Raw genomic sequence first — 19,143 nt, 5'->3', positions numbered from 1 at the left:
AAATTATGAATGAGGGGAGATCGCAATGAAAGAAGCAGTCATTGTATCTATAGCGCGTACGCCGGTTGGCCGGGCGAAGAAAGGGAGCCTCGCGCAGACGAGAGCCGAGGATCTGGGGAGAACTGTACTGGAGGAAGTTGTTCGACGCGCACCAGGCTTGAACAAATCGGACATTGAGGACGTCATACTCGGCTGTGCAATGCCGGAAGGCGAGCAAGGCTTGAACATGGCACGCATTGTGTCGCTGTATGCAGGTTATCCGCAGGAGGTGCCTGCCGTTACGGTTAATCGGTTTTGTGCTTCTGGCCTGCAGTCGATTGCGTTCGCTGCAGAACGGATTATGGCCGGCGCTGCGGACACGATTGTTGCCGGCGGAGTAGAGAGCATGAGCGCGGTGCCGATGACCGGCTTCAAGCTTGCGCCGCATCCGAAGCTGGTCTCAGATATGCCAGAAGTATATATGGGCATGGGATACACAGCGGAAAATGTAGCGAAGCGATTCGGCATTAGCCGTGAGGAACAGGATCGATTTGCTGCTGACAGTCATCGCAAGGCTGCGGCAGCTATCGCTGAAGGCAAATTCCGTGACGAGATCGTGCCTGTCTCAACGGTACAAAGAGGAGTCGACAGTAACGGCCGTCCTTGGGAAAAGGAACTGACCTTCGATATGGATGAATGCGTTCGTCCGGACACGACGGAGGAGGTGCTTGCGAAGCTGAAGCCTTCGTTCTCCTTGGGCGGCAGCGTAACGGCGGGCAACAGCTCACCGATGAATGACGGGGCTGCAGCCTGTGTGATGATGAGCGCCGACAGAGCGAAGGAGCTTGGATTGAAGCCGCTTGCGGCCTTCCGCAGCTTCGCGTTGGCTGGCGTCGCGCCTGACATTATGGGCGTCGGGCCTGTAGAAGCGATTCCGAAGGCGCTGCGCAAGGCAGGCATTACGCAGGATCAGGTCGATCTATTTGAATTGAATGAAGCCTTCGCCTCGCAATGTTTGCATATCATTCGCCACTTGGGGCTGGATGAGAGCAAGGTGAATGTGAACGGCGGCGCGATTGCGCTCGGCCATCCGCTTGGGTGCACAGGTTCGAAGCTGACGGCAACACTCTTGCATGAGCTTCGCCGCCGCGGCGGCGGCTATGGTGTCGTGTCCATGTGCATCGGTGGTGGAATGGGAGCCGCCGGAGTGTTCGAGGTGTTTGCTTAAACTTTTTGCATCGTATTGTTCAAATTGTTCAGAGTCACTTATCCATTCTTAATCCACTTCGAAAGGAAGAAGATTACCATGACCATGTTGGAACAGAAAATCAAAGGCGGAAGCTTTGTCATTGATGACATCACTCCGGATGCGATCATTACTCCGGAGGATTTCACCGAAGAACAGCGCATGATGGTGGATACAACTCGTGATTTCGTAGAAGGAGAAGTGCTGCCGCACGACGAAGAATTGGAAAAATTGAATTACGATTTGACGGTTAAGCTGATGCGCAAGGCCGGGGAAATCGGGCTGCTCGGCGCGGACATTCCAGAAGAATATGGCGGTCTTGGGCTCGACAAGGTCAGCTCTACGCTGATCGGCGAAACGCTGACCAAAGCATCTGGCTTCGCGCTCTCCGTTGGCGCGCATGTGGGTATCGGGACGCTTCCGATCGTATTCTTTGGCACGCCAGAGCAGAAGGCCAAATATTTGCCTGACCTTGCGACAGGCGCTAAAATCGCTGCTTATTGCCTTACGGAGCCGTCATCTGGATCAGATGCGCTTAGCGCGAAGTCGACAGCGAAGCTGTCTGAGGATGGCAGTCATTACGTGCTGAATGGCTCTAAAATTTTTATTACAAATGCGGGCTTCGCCGATATTTTTGTCGTATATGCGAAGGTAGACGGCAAGGACTTCACGGCATTCATTGTTGAGAAGGGAATGGAAGGCTTCACGGTTGGACCGGAAGAGAAGAAGATGGGAATTAAGAGTTCTTCCACTTGTCCGCTCTTCTTCGAGGACGTCAAGGTTCCAGTGGAGAATGTACTCGGAGAGGTAGGCCGCGGGCACGTTATTGCGTTCAATATTTTGAACATCGGCCGCTTCAAGCTGGGGGCTGGATGTCTCGGAGCAGCGAAGGAAGCGATCGAGTTGAGCGTGAAATATGCTGGCGAACGCAAACAGTTCGGCAAGGCGCTTACAGAATTCTCTCTTGTCGGCAATAAGCTGGCAGATATGAACATCCGTACTTATGTAACGGAGTCGATGGTGTATCGGACTTCTGGCTTGGTGGACAATGTGCTGAAAGACATCGATTACAAGCAGCCGGATTCAGGTCAGTTAATGGCCAAGGCGATTACCGAATACGCGCTTGAATGCTCCATTAATAAAGTGTTCGCTTCAGAGGTGCTTGATTTCGTAGCCGATGAAGGCGTTCAAATTCATGGCGGCTACGGCTTTACGCAGGAGTATAAAATCGAGCGCATCTACCGCGACTCCCGCATTAACCGCATTTTCGAAGGAACAAATGAAATTAACAGATTGCTTATCCCAGGCACGCTGCTTAAGAGAGCTGCCAAGGGAGAACTGCCGCTCCTGCAAAAGGCGAAGGCGCTCCAAGCCGATCTGATGTCGATCGTATCCATGCCGGAATCAGGTGGAGCAATGGAGCAGGAAGAACATCTCGTTAAGATGGCGAAAAAGATATTCCTTATGCTTGGTGGATTAGCAGCTCAAAAATACGGAACATCGCTTGAGCAGCACCAGGAAATTTTGAGCAACCTTGCTGATTTAATGATTGCCGTATACGCAATGGAAAGCGCGCTGCTGCGCACTCGCAAGCTGATGGCGAAGGAGGGCGAGGCAAAGGCGAAACTTGCGATGCAAATGACAACTGTATACATGCATGAGGCATTCGCTGATATTGAACGTACAGCCAAGGAAACGCTGGCGGCAATGGAGTCAGGCGACGTATTGCGCACACAACTGTCGATTCTGAAGAAGCTGGCGAAGAGCTCGCCAATTGACGGCGTAGGTATAAAGCGTGAGATAGCGGCACGCGTGATTCAAGTGGAAAAATACGTGGTCTCGTAATACGCGGGAGAACCCCGCGAGGAAGGGATGGTTAGGTATGCCATTGGAAAAGCCATGGCTCCGTCATTACCCGCAGGAAATTGACCCGACGTATGACTACCCGCGACATAATGTCGCCCAATTCCTCATCGATGCGGCACGGGAATACCCGAAACGGCCCGCGCTTGAATTCATGGGGAAGCGTTTGAGCTATGAGCAATTGCTTGAAGAGTGCTGCCGATTCGCAAATGCACTTGTGCGGCTTGGAATTGGCAGCAAGGAGCGAGTGGCAATCATGCTGCCCAACTGTCCACAGACCGTCATTGCGTATTATGGTACGCTGATGGCCGGATGTATAGCTGTACTTACAAACCCGCTCTATAAGGAACGTGAACTGGCGATCCAGCTATCCGATTCCGGAGCAGCCGCGATCGTAACCCTTGATGTATTATATCCGCGTGTGCGTGCCGTTCAGGCACGCACACAGCTTCGGCACGCGATCGTAACCTCTATTAAGGATTACTTGCCCTTTCCGAAAAACGTGCTGTTTTCCTTAAAGATGAAGAAAAACGTTCAGGCGGCCGGGGTAAAGTATGATGATCACGTTCATGCCTTTGCGCCATTGCTCAAAAGCGTTCCGCCAAAATTTATCTGTGCGGAAGTCGACGGAGAAAACGATCTGGCACTGCTGCAGTACACCGGAGGGACGACAAGCACACCTAAAGGGGTGATGTTGACCCATAGAAACTTGGTCGCCAATACGATGCAATCGGCGGCATGGTTCTATAAGGTGAAGCGCGGAGAAGAAGTCTTCTTGGGAGCGCTTCCATTTTTCCATGTATTCGGGATGACTATTTTGATGAATCTGTGCACGCTGTGTCGGGGGATGAACGTGCTTGTGCCGAAGTTCGAGGCCTCCGAAATGCTGCAGATTATTCATAAGCTGCGTCCGACCGTGTTCCCAGGGGCGCCGACGATGTACATTTCGCTGATTAATCATCCGGATACGAACCGTTATGACCTGTCTTCCATTCACACATGCATCAGCGGCGCATCTTCGCTGCCGCTGGAGGTGCAGGAGAAGTTCGAAGCGTTGACGGGCTGCGTGCTTATCGAAGGGTATGGCTTGACGGAAGCATCGCCGATTACGCATGCGAACCTGTTGTGGGGCAAACGCAAAAATGGTTCTATTGGCATTCCGTTCCCCGATACGGAGGCGAAGATCGTTGATTCCTACACGGGAGAAGAGTTGCCGCAGGGCGAGGTAGGAGAACTGATTGTCCGCGGCCCACAGGTGATGAAGGGGTATTGGAACAAGCCGGAGGAGACCGTAACGGCGCTTCGGGATGGATGGCTGTATACAGGGGATCTGGGAAGGCAGGATGAGGAAGGATTTTTCTCCATCATTGATCGAAAAAAAGATTTGATCATTGCCGGCGGGTTCAATATTTATCCGCGGGAAGTGGAGGAAGTGCTGTACGAGCATCCAAGTGTAAAGGAAGCCGTCGTTGTGGGTGTGCCCGACGCTTACCGAGGAGAGACGGTCAAAGCATATATTGTGACTCGCGCTGGATTCCAAGTAACCGAAGATGAGTTAAATGTCTGGTGCCGCGAGCGGATGGCCTCCTTCAAGGTGCCGCGCCAATATGAATTCCGCAGTGAGCTGCCGAAGACCATTGCGGGCAAGGTACTGCGCCGCATGCTGCTGGAAGAGGATGAATTGGTGAAAAAGTAGTAAGGCTGTATTTGTTGCTGGCATGAAGTTGAATAAAGAAGTGCTTGGAGGTGGGAATTTCTATGGAGGAGCTGGCAGCAACCCCTGTATCCATCGTAAGCGAGCGACTCGACCAATTGTATGCGCAAGCGAAGGGAACTTTCTGGGATTACCTTGGCTGCGAAACGTTGACGGCAGAGCCGGGGCATGTCGTTCTAAAACTTGATGCTGGACGGCATCATTTGAATGCCATAGGCATCGTTCATGGCGGGGTACTGTCCTCTCTATTAGATAACGCGATGGGATTGGCTACGATGTTGGCTAGACCCGATGAAAATACGGTTACATCCAATTTGAACGTAAACTTTGTTGCGCCGCTGCAGGCCGGAGAACTTCGAGTTACGGCGGAAATCGTGCATGAAACGCGCCGCTCAATCACTTGCACAGGACGGGTAATTGATGCGGAAGGCAAGCTTGGTTCCCTTGCGCTGGCGACGTTCCGGGTGATATGACTGTGTTCAGGCATACTTAACTTAATAGAGCAAGCCCCTGCACCAAATAGGTCAGGGGTTTTTGCATTGCCAAAATCGGTTAATCTGTATAAGTCATATCTATTTCTTGCAGCCGATAGTGAAGCAATCTTTAAAGGATTTAGATAGTTTTAGGTTTAGATAGAGTATTCGACAAAGTATAGTAAGGAAGCGCGTTATGTCCACAATGGCGAACATCTCCTAGCTTAGTCGATTAAGCGCACGCTAGTAAGGTAATGCTAGAAGGAGAAAACGCTTGTCAGATTGGGCAGAAGTATTTGCCGGCATGACAATAGCAGTCGGGAGGAATCCGAAGTATGCTGGTTCGATTCGGATATGTAGCGATGTCGGTCACGGTGGCGAATGCCTCGCCCTCGCGTACGATGACATACGCATCATTTCGCAAACTGGAGGATCGTGCTGCGGCTTTGCGCAAGGCGGAACGCATAGCGGAAGAAAATCTGCACAATACGCTGCGGCTCCTAAAGCATAATCGTGCACACGACATTCAGTTGTACCGCTTCTCCTCGAAGTTAATTCCGCTGGCTACGCATCCGGAGCTGAATGATTGGGATCCATTTCCCGCTTTGCAGAAGGGTTTTCAAGCGATTGGGCAGTATGTGAACGAGCATCACATGCGCGTGTCCTTCCACCCTGATCACTTTACCGTACTGAGCACGCCGCGCGAGGATGTGCTTGTCAAGTCCGTGAAGGATTTAGAGCATCATGTGCGTATGCTGCAGGCAATGGGAGTGGATGCCCGGGCGAAGAACAACATTCATGTCGGCGGTGCTTATGGCAACAAGGAGATTGCGGGCGAACGATTTGTCGAGAACTTCAAGGCACTGCCTGAAGCTATACAGAAGCGCATGACATTGGAGAACGATGACAAAACATTCAATGCAGTGGAGACACTGCAAATTAGTGAACGGCTCGGCGTCCCTATGGTTCTCGATATTCATCATCAATGGGTGAATAATGAAGGGGAATCATTGGATGAGCTGTGGCCGCGCATATTGAAGACATGGCTTACGCCTTACGGACAGGCAGATGCGACAAACGAAAATCCGCTTCCGCCGAAGATTCATGTGTCCAGCCCTAAAAGCTCCTCCGATATAAGAGGACACGCTGACTACGTGGAAGTGAAGCCTTTGCTCGCCTTCCTCAGAGCGATTGCCTCTTATACAGAGCGCATTGATGTTATGCTGGAGGCAAAGCAGAAGGACGGAGCCTTATTCCAGCTTATGAAAGATCTTGTACCCTATACGGGAGAAGGGGTAACGATTCTTAATCAAGCGAGTGTGAAGATTGATCCGTAGTGTCTAGTCGCAGATTGCTAGTTGCTACTTGAAAATCAAGCAAAAATAGGATACGTTGAAAAAAGAGCTTTTCCGCAACAGTCAAAAAGGGACATGCATAGTTCGTGAAACCAAATTGATGATGCGAAATGGCGAGAGGAGGAAATTTAGTAATGTCTCAATTGTTAGCAGGTAAAAATATCGTGGTTATGGGTGTCGCGAACGATCGCAGCATCGCGTGGGCAATCGCGCAATCACTCGCCGCACAAGGCGCAAGATTGGCATTTACATACGAAAGCGACCGTGTGGAAGCACGTGTGCGCAAACTAGCTGAAACGATTCCGAATGCAGTCATTCTTCCATGCAACGTTACGGTAGATGAAGAGATTGATCAATTGGCAGATAAACTTCGTGAAGAATTCGGTACATTGCATGGTTTGGTGCATAGTATCGCATTTGCGAAGACAGAAGAATTAACAGGACTGTATGCAGATACATCCCGTGCAGGCTTCGCGCTAGCGCAAGACATCAGTGCATACTCTCTGGTAGCTGTAGCTCAGCGCCTGCATCCGCTCATGACAGAAGGCGGAAGCATTATGACAATGACTTACCTCGGCGCAGAGCGCGCAATGAAGAACTACAATGTCATGGGTGTCGCGAAAGCTGCGCTTGAAGCTTCTGTTCGCTACTTGGCGGCAGATCTGGGACAGTTCAACATACGCGTCAATGCAATTTCTGCAGGTCCGATCCGTACGCTTGCTGCCAAGGGCATCAGCGATTTCAACTCGATCTTGAAGCAGGTTGAGGAGAAGGCACCACTGCGCCGCACAACAGACACGGCGGAAGTTGGCGATACTGCAATGTTCCTGATGAGCCACTTCTCACGCGGTATTACGGGTGAAGTGATCTACGTGGACAGCGGTTATCACATTGTCGGCGTGTAACACTCGACTTCTATATCCGCCTTGTTTGGCAAACTGCTTGAATCGGCAGCTGCCTGCGGGCGGATTTTTATTTATTCGTATGGGCGACAGTTTATATATCGTTCAGAAATAGGGACTTACTATTGCGAGGAAAGTAGGAGCATTTGATGGCAACCATTCTGTTTCTTGTTCTTATCGGACTAATCGCAGCAACGTTCGGCAGCCTTGTAGGACTAGGCGGCGGAATCATTATTGTGCCAGGGCTCATTTTCTTCGGCCCGCACCTGCTGGGAGAAGCCGTTACCTCACAGACAGCAGTAGGGACATCGCTGGCGGTGCTTATTTTTACAGCTCTTTCGTCTACAATTGCCTATATGAAGGTGAAGCGTGTCGATTGGCGAAGCGGGGCGATCTATTTCATTACAAGCGGGCCTGCTTCCATGCTGGGCGCGGCACTTACAGAGTATTTCAAGGACAATGTATTCAATCTAGTGTTCGGCTTCTTCATGCTCGGGATGGCGATCCTGATGGTCGTCAAGGAACGGTTGAAGCCAGTGAACATCGCATGGCGAAGTACTCGCACATATGTAGATCCGTCTGGACAAGCTACCGAATACGGGTACAGCGTGGTGCCGATGTTGTTTATCGGGTTTGCGGTCGGCTTCATTTCAGGGCTGTTTGGCATAGGCGGCGGTTCATTATTCGTTCCGCTCATGGTACTGTTATTTCGCTACCCACCGCATGTTGCTTCGGCGACATCCATGTTCGTTATCTTCCTGTCCTCCATTCTGGGAACAACCGTGCATGCATGGAATGGTTCCGTCGATTGGATGCTGGTTGCAATATTGGCGCCGAGCGCCTGGATTGGCGGAAGGCTAGGTGCAGCAATCGCGAATCGAATGTCGGGCAAAGGGCTGCTGCTGGTGCTGCGAATTACCTTGTTGATACTTGCGATTCGCATGATTGTGAGCGGATTTGCAGGCTCATGAACATTTTGCATAGCTTGGATATTCGAACGAAACTTCTAAGGGATTACTACGTATATTGGAAGAAAAGGAAGCAATTTTTAATAGAAAGTAGCGTGAAGCCTTGAATACTTCAGACAAGACTCCTCATGTGGTCACCAGTAAAAGTTATACAGCGGTAGCAGTCAACTGTGCGGCTAAGACGGGTGAATGGATTAAGAGTAAATTAGGGCAGTACATATCGCTGAATATAAAATCTTCTATGCACGATCTTGTTACCGAAATTGACAAAGGAGCCGAGCAGATGATCCGCCGTTTGCTGCTGACCCATTTCCCGCAGCATACTATTCTCGGCGAGGAATCGGTGGATCCTGGAAAGGATGCGGCCAAGCGGGCATTGGAGAAGGCGCTGCAGGAGGAATATGTGTGGATTATTGATCCGCTCGATGGAACGACAAATTATGTTCACGGGTTCCCATTCTACTCCGTATCGATCGCATTGGCGCATAAGGGAGAAGTGATTGTCGGCATTGTGTACGATCCGACGAGAGATGAACTGTTCGTGGCGGAAAAAGGAAAGGGTGCCTATGTGCACGGACGCCGAATGCAGGTGGCACCAGAGCAGCAGCTCGGGGCGAGCTTGATTGCAAGCGGATTCCCTACGGAGCGAGAACATGCGTTGCCCGCGAATTTGGCGGGGATTACCGCGCTTGCGCCGCAGGTTCGCAACATCCGTACCGCAGGCTCGGCCGCTCTCCACATGGCTTATGTGGCTGCAGGCCGCTTGACAGGGTTCTGGGAATTGAACCTGAATGCTTGGGATTTGGCCGCGGGCAGCTTGCTCATCTCGGAATCCGGCGGCAAGGTAACAGATACGTACGGCAGACCATATCATCTAGGCGTGCGGGACGTCGTTGCCTCGAACGGACATATTCACGGCTCCTTCATTGAAGCGTTAAGAGAAGCAAAAGCTCAAGGCTAGAGAGTGTCATTCAAGCTCATACTAGAGGGAGAATGTGCTTGAGGGAGGTGTTCCTGTGACTGAACGGGACAAGGGAAGACAAGAGCAGCTGGAGGCAGAGCTGCACGAGCGGCTGACGGCAGGAGAGATGGATACAGAGAAGCCGGACGAGGCTGTTAGACGTCGAATAGCGCCGCGAACCGAAATCCGTATTCAGACGACGCTGGATCCAATCGTAGAAGAAACGAATCGGTATCGCTCTATCGCTGAGGAAGTAGACGACCGTTATGACCAATATATGAAACGCGCTAAGCGCGATGGAGAGTCCCGGAATTAGTCCGGGATTTTTTTTTGCACCAAAACAATTGACCGAAGTGAGGCATCTTACTATTGAAATTGACATCAAAAGTAGGAGGAACGATAATCATGAACTCGTATGAAACTGTTAAAGGAGCGTCAACGTAAAATAATATTTTAGTTTCCAAAACTATTTAGGGCCTCCATGCATCATAGTGGTGACCGAAGGGGGAGGAACTATGGATCAGAAGATGCTGATTGTCCGCGCGCAGCAGGGCGATACACACAGCTTTGCACTAGCGGTACAGCAAATTCAAGACCGATCGTACCGAATCGCATATAGTTATTTACACGATGAGGCCGCCAGTATGGACGCAGTATGCGATGCTGTGGAGAAGGCCCTTATTCATATACAGAAATTGAAAGACCCCGAAAAATTCAACACTTGGTTCACTCGGATTGTCATCAATCAGTGCAAAACCTATTTGCGTAAAAATAAATCGATAGTCTACATAGAGGACGAAGAGGTTATGGGAGTCGCAAAGCGTCCGCCGACGGACGAAATGCTGGATTTTCAGGCTCTTATGGAGCAGCAGCCGCCAATGACGCGGATGCTCATCCAATTGAAGTATGTTCAAGGATATACGCTAGAAGAAATTGCAGAGATGACAGATATGCCGCTGGGCACGGTTAAAACGAAAATATATAACACAATTAAGTTGTTTAAAAAGCAAATGATGCCAGAAATGAAGGAGGCTAGATGCTGATGGAATTTAGGGATGAGGAGATCGAAGCAATGTTCGCAAAATTGCCCGAAGTGCCTATTCCACCTAATCTGTCTCAACGGATTGCGGAGCGGATCGAGAATATGGATCGCCGCCGCCATCGGACGAAGATTGTACAGCGCAGCATAGGAACGGTTGCGGCCGGCGTTTTGCTGTTCTCTGGCTCGATCATGTTTGTGCCTTCCTTTGCCGCGTATGCGAAGCAAATCCCCGGACTGGAGGCCGCAGTCAAGTGGCTGGAAGGGGCAGGCAGCTTTATGGGCATCCGCAATGCCAAGGAGCATGGCTACATTCCGGTACAAACCTACCGTACGAAGTGGGGAGAGCGGGAAGTAAGCGTCGATAATTTGTATTTGGAAGATGATCGTCTGTTCGTCACGGTTACAATCAAGGGCGAGGATATTGCCGAGGCGCAGCGTTCCCGCCGATTGTATGACGAGTTCGAGGATTATACGGCTACGCTCCCTGAATTTGACGAACACCGATTCTCGGATGGAAGCAATCATACGACTTCCTATCATATTGAATCCGATGATGAGTCGCGTAAACAGGCTAAAGCAAAAGCGGATGGTATTGTTACTTGGAAACATGACATTCCTTTGCCGCCAGAATACGTCGAGCAGTTGAAACGAGAAGATAAGGATCGGAAAATTACGATCCGGCTGACAAAAATTAAGCGCAATGACGAATATAAAAATATTTACTCCGAATCAGAGGATATTCAGGTTCCGCTCGGTATCAATAATATAAAACCAACTCGCGTGGTCAATCTGGAGCGGACGGCAGAGCAGGCAGACTCGATTGTGCAGCAGTTTGCTCTTAAGGATATTACGATCTCTCCTACCCGTATGCTGCTTGAGACTCGAACTCGAATTCAAGATGAAGGAAAGGCAGAGCTGCATCCAGGTTACGATTGGGATGAGATTGTCCGAGAAAATCTTATACTGAAAGACGAGACCGGTAAAGTGTATCCGATTCGACAGTCTTCAGGATTCAGAGATTTGGTGAATGGGGTCAGCCGCAACCAGTGGGAGTTTATCCCGTCTGTCTATTTCGAGAACAAGCCGAAGCACATGACTCTGGGATTAAAGAGATTGTATGTGACTCAAGCCCGGCCAAATCGTACGTTCCGTCTTCGCACGGAAGATAAATATCCAAAGAAGATCCAATATCAGGGCAGGGATATAACGATATTAGGCACAGAGTATGACAATAAGGGAATCCTCCATCTCAAGGTTCAGCCAGATCAAGCGGGGAATAATCCGTTTCAGGGTACATTCTTGACGTATGAGCCTTACTACTTGAAGCTTCAGGGATCAGGATCGAACGAGATTTGGAAGCAATATGACTTGAATCTGGATACACCGGAGACGAGAGCTATCCCAATGACAGGCAAGCAATTAAACGAAAAATATGAAAGAAATATTACGTTCAGTTGGGTATTGGGAACGATTTTTGAAGATAAGGATAAATGGGGGCAGGAGAAGCAGAAGCAAGATGTTTATGATATTGCGATTATGGCTCCGAAATTGGACGAATATGAAATATCGCTACGGAGATACAATGAACCGATTGAGGTTAATCAGAAGATTGAGTTTACCATCCCGCCGCTCGCAGGAGAACACGATCAAGTAGGCAGCTTGACGGAGCCGAAGCATGGCAAGACGGTGAAGGATTTGGATTCTTCCATAGTGGAGCGTATGAAGCAAGCAGTACGAGAAGTTGCTGGTCGTGACATTGAGCTATATGGAGTCGAGGAATACCGTGGATCGTCTTATCATGATGTTACCGTTTATAGCAAGGATAACAAGAGCTATGCCGCTCTTGATGTGAAACGTGGAACTTATGATGTTCACATCTCCATGAATTACGCTGAGCTGCCAGATAAGATTAAGCGGATTGTTGAAGGGCAAACAGGACTGGATGAAAAACAGCTGGCTGCCCGTATTCAGGACATTACTCGGGCAAAGACAAGGGTCGATCGGGATGTGCATACCTGGATTACAGGAAAAGATATCGACATCGAGATGGAGGGAGAACGAGTCCTTAGCATGTCTTATGACATTCCGATGGATCAAGTAAGTGCTAAGGCGCTTGAGTCGGCTAAGAAAGCTTCCCTCACCGTTAGAGGGAAAGAAACCCCGATGGCGCTTGCAAGCCGTACGTATCGCTATGACAGCCGTATCGGAATTGCGAAGGATTATTACGATTTAGAGGATCAGGAGCGTGATTTGTCCATTCAGGTTGGCTATAACACTGGACGCATACTGTCCGTTTATGATTCCGACATTTTAGAAACGGGAACGAATGCAACCGAGGCCCTCTTCGACAAATTCTCGAATAAGCAGGTGCTCGACGCAGCGGCGCCTGACGTGAAAAGGCTGTTCAGCATTGATCTGAACGGGTATTCGGTTGAGCGATATAACGGACAAAACTGGTATATTTTCAAAAGAGAAGGCAGTCTGACGATTGAAGGGCAAATGAATCGTTATTCGAAGTTCTACCGCCTGGATATTGATACTAATAACGACATAAATCTAAATTAGACAAGAGAAAAAAGGTTAGAAAAGCTGACCCGCGAAGCAGAAATCGCTTTGTGGGTCAGCTTTCTGTGTTCATAGGGGAAGCCAGGCATGATGAAAAAGAAATCCTAATTGCAGCGATTCCTGCGTACATATCAAATGTAGTTTATAGGTGCTGCAGCATAAACAATTACAACCAGGTTTCTTAATTGAAACGGGGGGATGCGGTTGATTGGCTTTCTGATATGGGTGTTAAGCTGGGTGTGCCTGTTCTGGATATGGGGCGAGGCATCAGCGCGCAGGGGGAAGCAGATTGGGTGTCTATGGGCGCTCGTTGTCTTCCTGCTCGGTCCGGTAGGGATAATCCTCTACCTCATATTGCGCAATTATGATTAGGGAGAGTTTGTCTAAGAATCATTGGAGTAAAGTTTAAATATGGCCAGAACAAAAGGAACTGTCTCTCTGCATAACTGGATGCAGTGCGGACAGTTCCTTTTATGTTGCCTGTGCACCTATGTTGCTTGTGCAGTTGGCGCTTCCTTCGTATAGGTGATGGCTTGGCTGCCCATTTGCTCCCACCCGCGCTTGAAGGCGGCGCGGGTGATGCGATCGCGGCGACCTAGCGGATCATGCACATACACATATTGATCGTCATAGCCGATCACAAGCAAGGAGTGCTCATAGTAGGTCACTTGGATTGGCCCATCTGCTGTATTCCACGTTATCCAAGCTCCTGCTGGGACGGAATCGTACAGTGTCGTATGGATAACCCATACTGGCGTTCCTTGCCCGACCGTCCACAGCAGATGCCCGAACGATGTCCCGGTCATATCAATGATTCGTCCCGGCAAATACTTCTCCGCGACCTCTGCTATCGGCTCGTGATATACCCCGAGACCAGGATTGGCGAACGTGTACATATCGCCTACGAATCCGCGATGCGGATTGCCGAAATAGATGCCGCCATTCTTTTTCTCATACGGCGTTGTATCTTTGCGGATATTTTTAGCCAGCTCCATCTTGTCTACTTTCTGACCTGCGGATTGCAAGAGCATGGCTAGGGCAGTCACTTCACAGCCGCGCGGCAACTCAGGGAGCTGCAAAATAAGCGGAGCTCCATTCAAGCGAATCGACTTCGGCGCAGGCTTCTTCGGATCCCACATCACATGCTGACCGCGGTAGGTTACTCTGCGGCCAGGTATCTGCTTCGCATAATTGACGGCGTCTTCCCAGCGGTGGAACAGTGCGGTATAGCTTGTTCCCATCTTGACTGCATACGAACCAAACGCATCGTAGGCCAGATAGGAGGACAATTCCTCTCTCCATTCGTTCCACTTCTCTTGTTTAGGCGCTTTTGGAGTCGTGGTCAGTGCGATTACGCCGCCACTGCTATAAATATGCCGCCCGAGCGCTTCACTAGCCGGCCGAAGCGGGACGTAGGTAACTCCGTCCTTCTGAACAGGCAGTGCATTTACAGAGGCTGCGGATTTGCTGCCGGATGGAGTCGCGATGCTGACCTTGCCTTTTTCGAGCGAATACGTAATTCTTGCTTCATCTCTTGACAACGTAAGGGTGCGGCCACCCTTATCGACAGCCAGATCTGCATCAAGCTTGTCCGCCAGGAAGCGGACAGGTACGAGTGTCTCCCCCTTCTCCTGATAAGGAGCAGCCTTCGGCTCGGATTCTGCAAGTGGAACCAGATAGCGTCCTACCCGTGCGGTATTGCTGTACAGCATCAGTACAATGTCGTCCGAGGGCAGCCCAAAGGAGAAGGGTAAGGAGCCATCCTTGAGCTTAGAGAGAATAAAGTTTTGAAAAGGAAATGCACATAAAGCTAGCAATATAAGAAACAGCAGCCATCGATTCAGCTGCCTGACGATTCGCGGCAAAGTTCAAACCCTCCTCAGACATACTCCCTTCTTATATCGGCAATTTGCCGAGATTTCATTAGGTGCTAAATTTTTTACCCCATTTATCCAATAAATGAACCTTTTATAGAAGATAGTTGTTAATCTAGTAGTGCATGTTCAAGGGGAGCAGCAACTAGCGATGTGTAGGAAAGGTGGAGAACCTGTTGACGGACAGGGAATTTTTCGAAAAATACAACAGAGATGTGTACAGGACCTGCTACTATATGCTGCGCAATGCCTCGGATGCGGAAGACGTGTGCCAAGAGGTGTTCATGAAGGCGCTCACGTCGGGATGGGACAAGGTGGAGTTTCTCAAGACGTGGCTCATGCGAATTACGGTCAACCATTGCTTAAATCACTTGCGCAAGAATAAGTCGAGATGGATGAAGGAGAAGATGCTGCTCTTGTTCCAACGGGAGCAGGTGGAACCTTCTATCCTAACGGTAGTCGAACAAAAGGAGTCAGAGGACGAGTGGAAGCGGCGCCTCGCGAAGCTGCCGGACAAAATCCGCATCGTCATCACCCTGCGGTATACAAATGATCTGCCGCTTGCCGACATCGCGGATATTCTGGATATTCCGGTGGGAACCGTGAAATCCCGGTTGAACCGAGGATTGAAGATGATGAGGGTCATATTGGACGAGTTGGACGATGATTTAAAGCTGCCGGATGAGCAATCAGTCAAGCGGAACAGTAGCTTGGGAAGAAAGGAAGGTGAGGAACTTGGAGAAAAAAACAAACGAAGCAACAAATCTTTCACAGCAGCTGGGCGATGAAGGCAGCCATTCCTACCCGGACTTCGAGGCGATGTGGATGCGGATTGAGGCGGCCAGAAGTGAGCAGGACGAACAAGGAACGTCGGCCACACCGTTACAGACGAAGCCGTTGTTCCGCGGGCGCAGGTTGGCTGTGCTGTCATTGGCTGCGTTTGTGCTGTTGGCTACTCCAGTTCTCGCCTATATTACCATTAAGTGGGATTTTAAAAATCTGAAAGGTGTGGAATCAGCGATCCAGCATGGATTTGGGCAACCGATCAATAAGAAGGTTACGAATAGCGGCATCACATTCGCTATCGATACGGCGGTGTCCGACGATAATGGAACCACGCTGTTATACAGCTTGAATACAGGGGATAAGCAGGAGCGGAAATGGATATTCGACCAATTTGATTTCAAAGACGAGAAAGGAAATTCCATTGAAAGCCTGGATTATGTGAAGAGAGTGAATTTGAACTACCACTGGAGGGATGGATATTATTGGGATAAATGGGATGAAGAAAGCCGAACCTACAATGGCTTCTTCGAGACGTCCTGGACGGTTCCCGGCAATGAAGCGAATGTGCAATTGTCTGCGCGTGGGCTGCAAGCGTATGACTACGTTCGTGTACCAATCGATTTGGATCCGCACAAGGCGGAGGTACAGACTTTTCCGGTTCATAATGGTGGGATTGAGGAATTGAAGGTGCAGTTTGTAAAAGGCGGACAAGGGCAAGCACTCCTCAAATATTCTGTGTCCTACACGGATAATTCGAATTTCAACATCGTTGGGCCTCAAATTGTGGTGAAAAAGGAAGGGAAAGTGGTAAATCGATCAGGCGATAAGTCGACTAGAACGATCGAGATTGATGGGCATCCAGAATGGGGTGTACAAGAAGGCTATAGCTCGGACGAACTACTGCAGGGCGGCAATTCATTCGAATTTGTGTACGGCGTGAAGGGAAGTCATATCGAGGGAGAATGGAATATCGGCATGTTCACCTTGAACAAGGAGAAGGCGATGAAGGCGTCAGTGACCCGGGAATTAAACATTCCGCTCCGCACGTCTCAAGGGGACTCGATCCTCCGCAAGCTGATTATCAGGCCGACAGCGATAAAATTGGAGGTGGAGAATAAGAAAGTATTCCACGGAATTCCATACCGATCAGTTTCATTGCTGGTGAACGGACGTAAGCTTGAAGGGTGGGAGTTGACATTGGAATACTTCGATACTCCGCTCTATGGATATCGGCAAGTGTTCGAGTTTCCGGTAAGGCCCGATCTGCGGTTGACCGCGGATATGCCGGTAGAATTGTTGTTGGAACGTGAGATTGAGAAGATAAATGACTATAAGAAGCCAATCAAGTTGACAGCTATTACAGATGAAAAGAAAGAAACGCTTGTGAACGTAGAGGGTTATCCGGTCAAAGTAACCTACTATACCAAAAACGGTGATCTGTATGTCGAGAACGAGAGCGAGAATTTAAAGTTCAGCGGCGTTTCTCAGACGTATATGAAACAGGGAGACGAGAGAATATTTGGGAAAGTCCTGTTTTTCCAATGGGAGGAGAACTGGCTCGATTGGGAGAATTCCAACAAGTACGTAAACGTGTATCGTGGATTTAAGGGAAACGAAACAGAGATTTACTTATTTGAGTTCTACATTCGACATTGGGATCGGAATTTGAAAATAAAGCTGCAATAGGATGAACGATGCTGTCCTCGTCAGGATATGACGTAAGGGCAGCATTTTTTTTCATTTCTTCCAAATTAGTGAACTAAAATGAGGGCTGCTGTGTTAATTAGGATAGAGGCTTGCGCCTAAGGGATCCCATAACTTGCAGTGCGGCCTGACAAACATCCAATATCGTTTGAATTAGAGAGGAGAATAACCTAATGAAAAATACGATGAAAGTAACAATCGCTACCCTTTGCAGCATTCTGCTGCTAGGTTCCATGAGTGCCGCTGTACAGGCAGCGTCGTCGCAATCATTCAACGGTATCACGCTCAAGACGGCAGCAGCCAAAGCTCCAACTGATGCAGAGAAAAAGAAAATGTTCGAAGCGGAGAAGAAAAAAGTATTTCAAATCAAAAAAAATCCGGGGGATTTCTATATTCTATATGTCAGTGATAAAAAACTGAATGGCGGAAGTGAGTTTTTATATTCTTCGGAGTTTCCAAAATTCACAAAATATGAAGACTACAAGAACTGGACAGCTAAATTGAAGGGAGCAGTTATTCAGGAGCCAGAAGGGATGCCGGAAGGATATAAATTCGTAAATGGAGTAATCCAAAATCCGTTTAAACAGTTCGATGCGCACGTGAAGGCTGAAGCCAAAGGCAAAGTGGTGTATTCCAAAAAGATAGAATGGGATGAAGCGGGAATGATCAGGCTGGAATATGCCAATGGCAAAAACAAATTGGTGCTGAGTCTGAGAAAGATAGAAAACGGAGAGGAAAAGAAATCTAAAGAAGGATTCCAGTATAAGTCTGCCGACGAGAAGGCCAAAGAAAATGCTAAACAGCCAAAGAATGAAATCCTTCCAGACATCAATAATTCACTGTCATGGACAGAGAAAGGAGTAAGCTGCACGATTTCCACAAATCCGGAGAATCCTTTGACGAAGGAAGAACTGATCAAGCTTGCGAAAACGATGATTAAAAAATAGTTCTGGAGAGGAGCATTACCCATGAAAAACACAAAGAAAGTAACCATCGCTACACTTTGCAGCATTCTCCTGTTAGGTTCCATGAGTGCTGCTGTACAGGCAGCATCGTCGCAATCAATCAATAGCATTACGCTCAAAACGGCGGCAGCCAAGGCTCCAACTGATGCAGAGAAAAAGAAAATGATCGAAGCGGAGAAGGCAAGGATAGTAAAGCTCAAAAAAAATCCTGGAGATGTTTATCTCGTGTATGTCAGCGATAAGAAGCTGAATGGCGATAGTGAGTTTTTGTATTATGTGGAGTTCCCGACATTTAAAAAATACGAAGACTACGAGATATGGACTTCTAAATTGAAGGGAGCAATCGTACAGGAGCCAGAGGGGATGCCAGAAGGATATACCTTTGTTAAAGGAGTAATCCAAAATTCGTTCAGTAAACAGTTCGAGGCACAAGTGAAGGCTGAAGCCAAAGGCAAAGTAGTATATTCCAAAAAGATGGAATGGACGGAAGCGGGAGAGATCAAACTGGAGTACAAAAAAGGAAAAGATAATATCATTCTCCACATGCAAACGGATTATAGCGAAGAGAAGGAGGCTAAAGAATACACATACGAATCCGCCGCAGATAGCTTACATACTGATCGAAATCAAGTTACCTGGTCGGAGAACGGAAAAATATTTTTCCTCTCTGTGAATCCCGAGAATCCATTGACGGAGGAAGATTTAATGAAGCTTGCGAAAACGATGATTAAAAAATAGTTCTGGAG

17 protein-coding genes are annotated in these 19,143 nt (G+C 48.9%); 16 read left to right on the top strand and 1 reads right to left on the bottom strand.

Annotation, left to right across the window (positions count from 1 at the left end; all coding sequences use genetic code 11):
• The first annotated feature begins 25 nt into the window (after positions 1–25).
• The 12 genes from ACQ5BJ_RS14815 to ACQ5BJ_RS14760 all read left to right on the top strand — a co-directional run bounded on the left by ACQ5BJ_RS14815 (position 26) and on the right by ACQ5BJ_RS14760 (position 13,440).
• Positions 26–1,207 carry an acetyl-CoA C-acyltransferase gene (locus tag ACQ5BJ_RS14815; protein WP_005543274.1) on the top strand — a complete coding sequence of 394 codons (1,182 nt, stop codon included), beginning with the start codon at positions 26–28 and terminating at the stop codon, positions 1,205–1,207.
• A gap of 78 nt (positions 1,208–1,285) precedes the next feature.
• Positions 1,286–3,070, top strand: a complete 1,785-nt coding sequence (locus tag ACQ5BJ_RS14810) for an acyl-CoA dehydrogenase family protein (protein WP_430111194.1) — start codon at positions 1,286–1,288, stop codon at positions 3,068–3,070.
• A 37-nt stretch (positions 3,071–3,107) separates the two neighbouring features.
• Positions 3,108–4,784 carry a long-chain-fatty-acid--CoA ligase gene (locus ACQ5BJ_RS14805; RefSeq protein ID WP_430111191.1) on the top strand — a complete coding sequence of 559 codons (1,677 nt, stop codon included), beginning with the start codon at positions 3,108–3,110 and terminating at the stop codon, positions 4,782–4,784.
• Positions 4,785–4,846: 62 nt separating this feature from the next.
• Entirely contained in the window at positions 4,847–5,275 is a 429-nt protein-coding gene (locus ACQ5BJ_RS14800) for a PaaI family thioesterase (RefSeq protein ID WP_005543271.1), read from the top strand.
• Positions 5,276–5,610: 335 nt separating this feature from the next.
• On the top strand, positions 5,611–6,612 hold the full coding sequence (gene uvsE, locus ACQ5BJ_RS14795; protein ID WP_430111187.1) for a UV DNA damage repair endonuclease UvsE: 1,002 nt from the start codon (positions 5,611–5,613) through the stop codon (positions 6,610–6,612).
• 152 nt (positions 6,613–6,764) lie between these two features.
• Positions 6,765–7,535 carry an enoyl-ACP reductase FabI gene (fabI, locus tag ACQ5BJ_RS14790; RefSeq protein ID WP_005543269.1) on the top strand — a complete coding sequence of 257 codons (771 nt, stop codon included), beginning with the start codon at positions 6,765–6,767 and terminating at the stop codon, positions 7,533–7,535.
• Positions 7,536–7,681: 146 nt separating this feature from the next.
• Positions 7,682–8,503, top strand: coding sequence for a sulfite exporter TauE/SafE family protein (locus ACQ5BJ_RS14785; RefSeq protein ID WP_268598937.1), 822 nt, complete (start codon positions 7,682–7,684; stop codon positions 8,501–8,503).
• A gap of 100 nt (positions 8,504–8,603) precedes the next feature.
• Entirely contained in the window at positions 8,604–9,461 is an 858-nt protein-coding gene (locus tag ACQ5BJ_RS14780) for an inositol monophosphatase family protein (RefSeq protein WP_005543267.1), read from the top strand.
• Positions 9,462–9,516: 55 nt separating this feature from the next.
• On the top strand, positions 9,517–9,777 hold the full coding sequence (locus tag ACQ5BJ_RS14775; RefSeq protein ID WP_040734884.1) for a hypothetical protein: 261 nt from the start codon (positions 9,517–9,519) through the stop codon (positions 9,775–9,777).
• A gap of 199 nt (positions 9,778–9,976) precedes the next feature.
• A complete protein-coding gene (locus tag ACQ5BJ_RS14770; protein ID WP_005543265.1) occupies positions 9,977–10,504 on the top strand; it encodes an RNA polymerase sigma factor in 528 nt (175 codons plus the stop codon).
• Positions 10,504–13,068 (top strand): DUF4179 domain-containing protein, encoded by a 2,565-nt coding sequence (locus tag ACQ5BJ_RS14765; protein WP_430111182.1) that lies wholly within the window; start codon positions 10,504–10,506, stop codon positions 13,066–13,068. The genes ACQ5BJ_RS14770 and ACQ5BJ_RS14765 overlap by 1 nt, the downstream gene beginning before the upstream one ends.
• Before the next feature lie 204 nt (positions 13,069–13,272).
• Positions 13,273–13,440 (top strand): hypothetical protein, encoded by a 168-nt coding sequence (locus ACQ5BJ_RS14760; RefSeq protein WP_430111179.1) that lies wholly within the window; start codon positions 13,273–13,275, stop codon positions 13,438–13,440.
• A 116-nt stretch (positions 13,441–13,556) separates the two neighbouring features.
• Here the strand turns inward: ACQ5BJ_RS14760 and ACQ5BJ_RS14755 are convergent, their stop codons facing one another.
• Positions 13,557–14,933: a C39 family peptidase gene (locus ACQ5BJ_RS14755; RefSeq protein WP_430111176.1), complete on the bottom strand. Its 1,377-nt coding sequence runs from the start codon at positions 14,931–14,933 to the stop codon at positions 13,557–13,559.
• 185 nt (positions 14,934–15,118) lie between these two features.
• Between ACQ5BJ_RS14755 and ACQ5BJ_RS14750 the strand changes: the two genes are divergently transcribed.
• From ACQ5BJ_RS14750 to ACQ5BJ_RS14735, 4 genes are all read left to right on the top strand, one after another.
• Complete coding sequence (locus ACQ5BJ_RS14750; protein WP_241751870.1) at positions 15,119–15,730, top strand: RNA polymerase sigma factor; 612 nt, start codon at positions 15,119–15,121, stop codon at positions 15,728–15,730.
• Positions 15,678–17,414 (top strand): DUF4179 domain-containing protein, encoded by a 1,737-nt coding sequence (locus ACQ5BJ_RS14745; RefSeq protein WP_430111173.1) that lies wholly within the window; start codon positions 15,678–15,680, stop codon positions 17,412–17,414. The genes ACQ5BJ_RS14750 and ACQ5BJ_RS14745 overlap by 53 nt, the downstream gene beginning before the upstream one ends.
• A gap of 191 nt (positions 17,415–17,605) precedes the next feature.
• Positions 17,606–18,379, top strand: coding sequence for a hypothetical protein (locus ACQ5BJ_RS14740; RefSeq protein ID WP_289356988.1), 774 nt, complete (start codon positions 17,606–17,608; stop codon positions 18,377–18,379).
• A gap of 21 nt (positions 18,380–18,400) precedes the next feature.
• Positions 18,401–19,135 carry a hypothetical protein gene (locus ACQ5BJ_RS14735; RefSeq protein ID WP_430111170.1) on the top strand — a complete coding sequence of 245 codons (735 nt, stop codon included), beginning with the start codon at positions 18,401–18,403 and terminating at the stop codon, positions 19,133–19,135.
• Positions 19,136–19,143 lie beyond the last annotated feature (8 nt).

It is taken from the genome of Paenibacillus sp. B1-35, from assembly GCF_050474385.1.
Classification (GTDB): domain Bacteria; phylum Bacillota; class Bacilli; order Paenibacillales; family Paenibacillaceae; genus Paenibacillus_B; species Paenibacillus_B alvei.
This window is presented reverse-complemented; position numbering and strand designations above follow the sequence as displayed.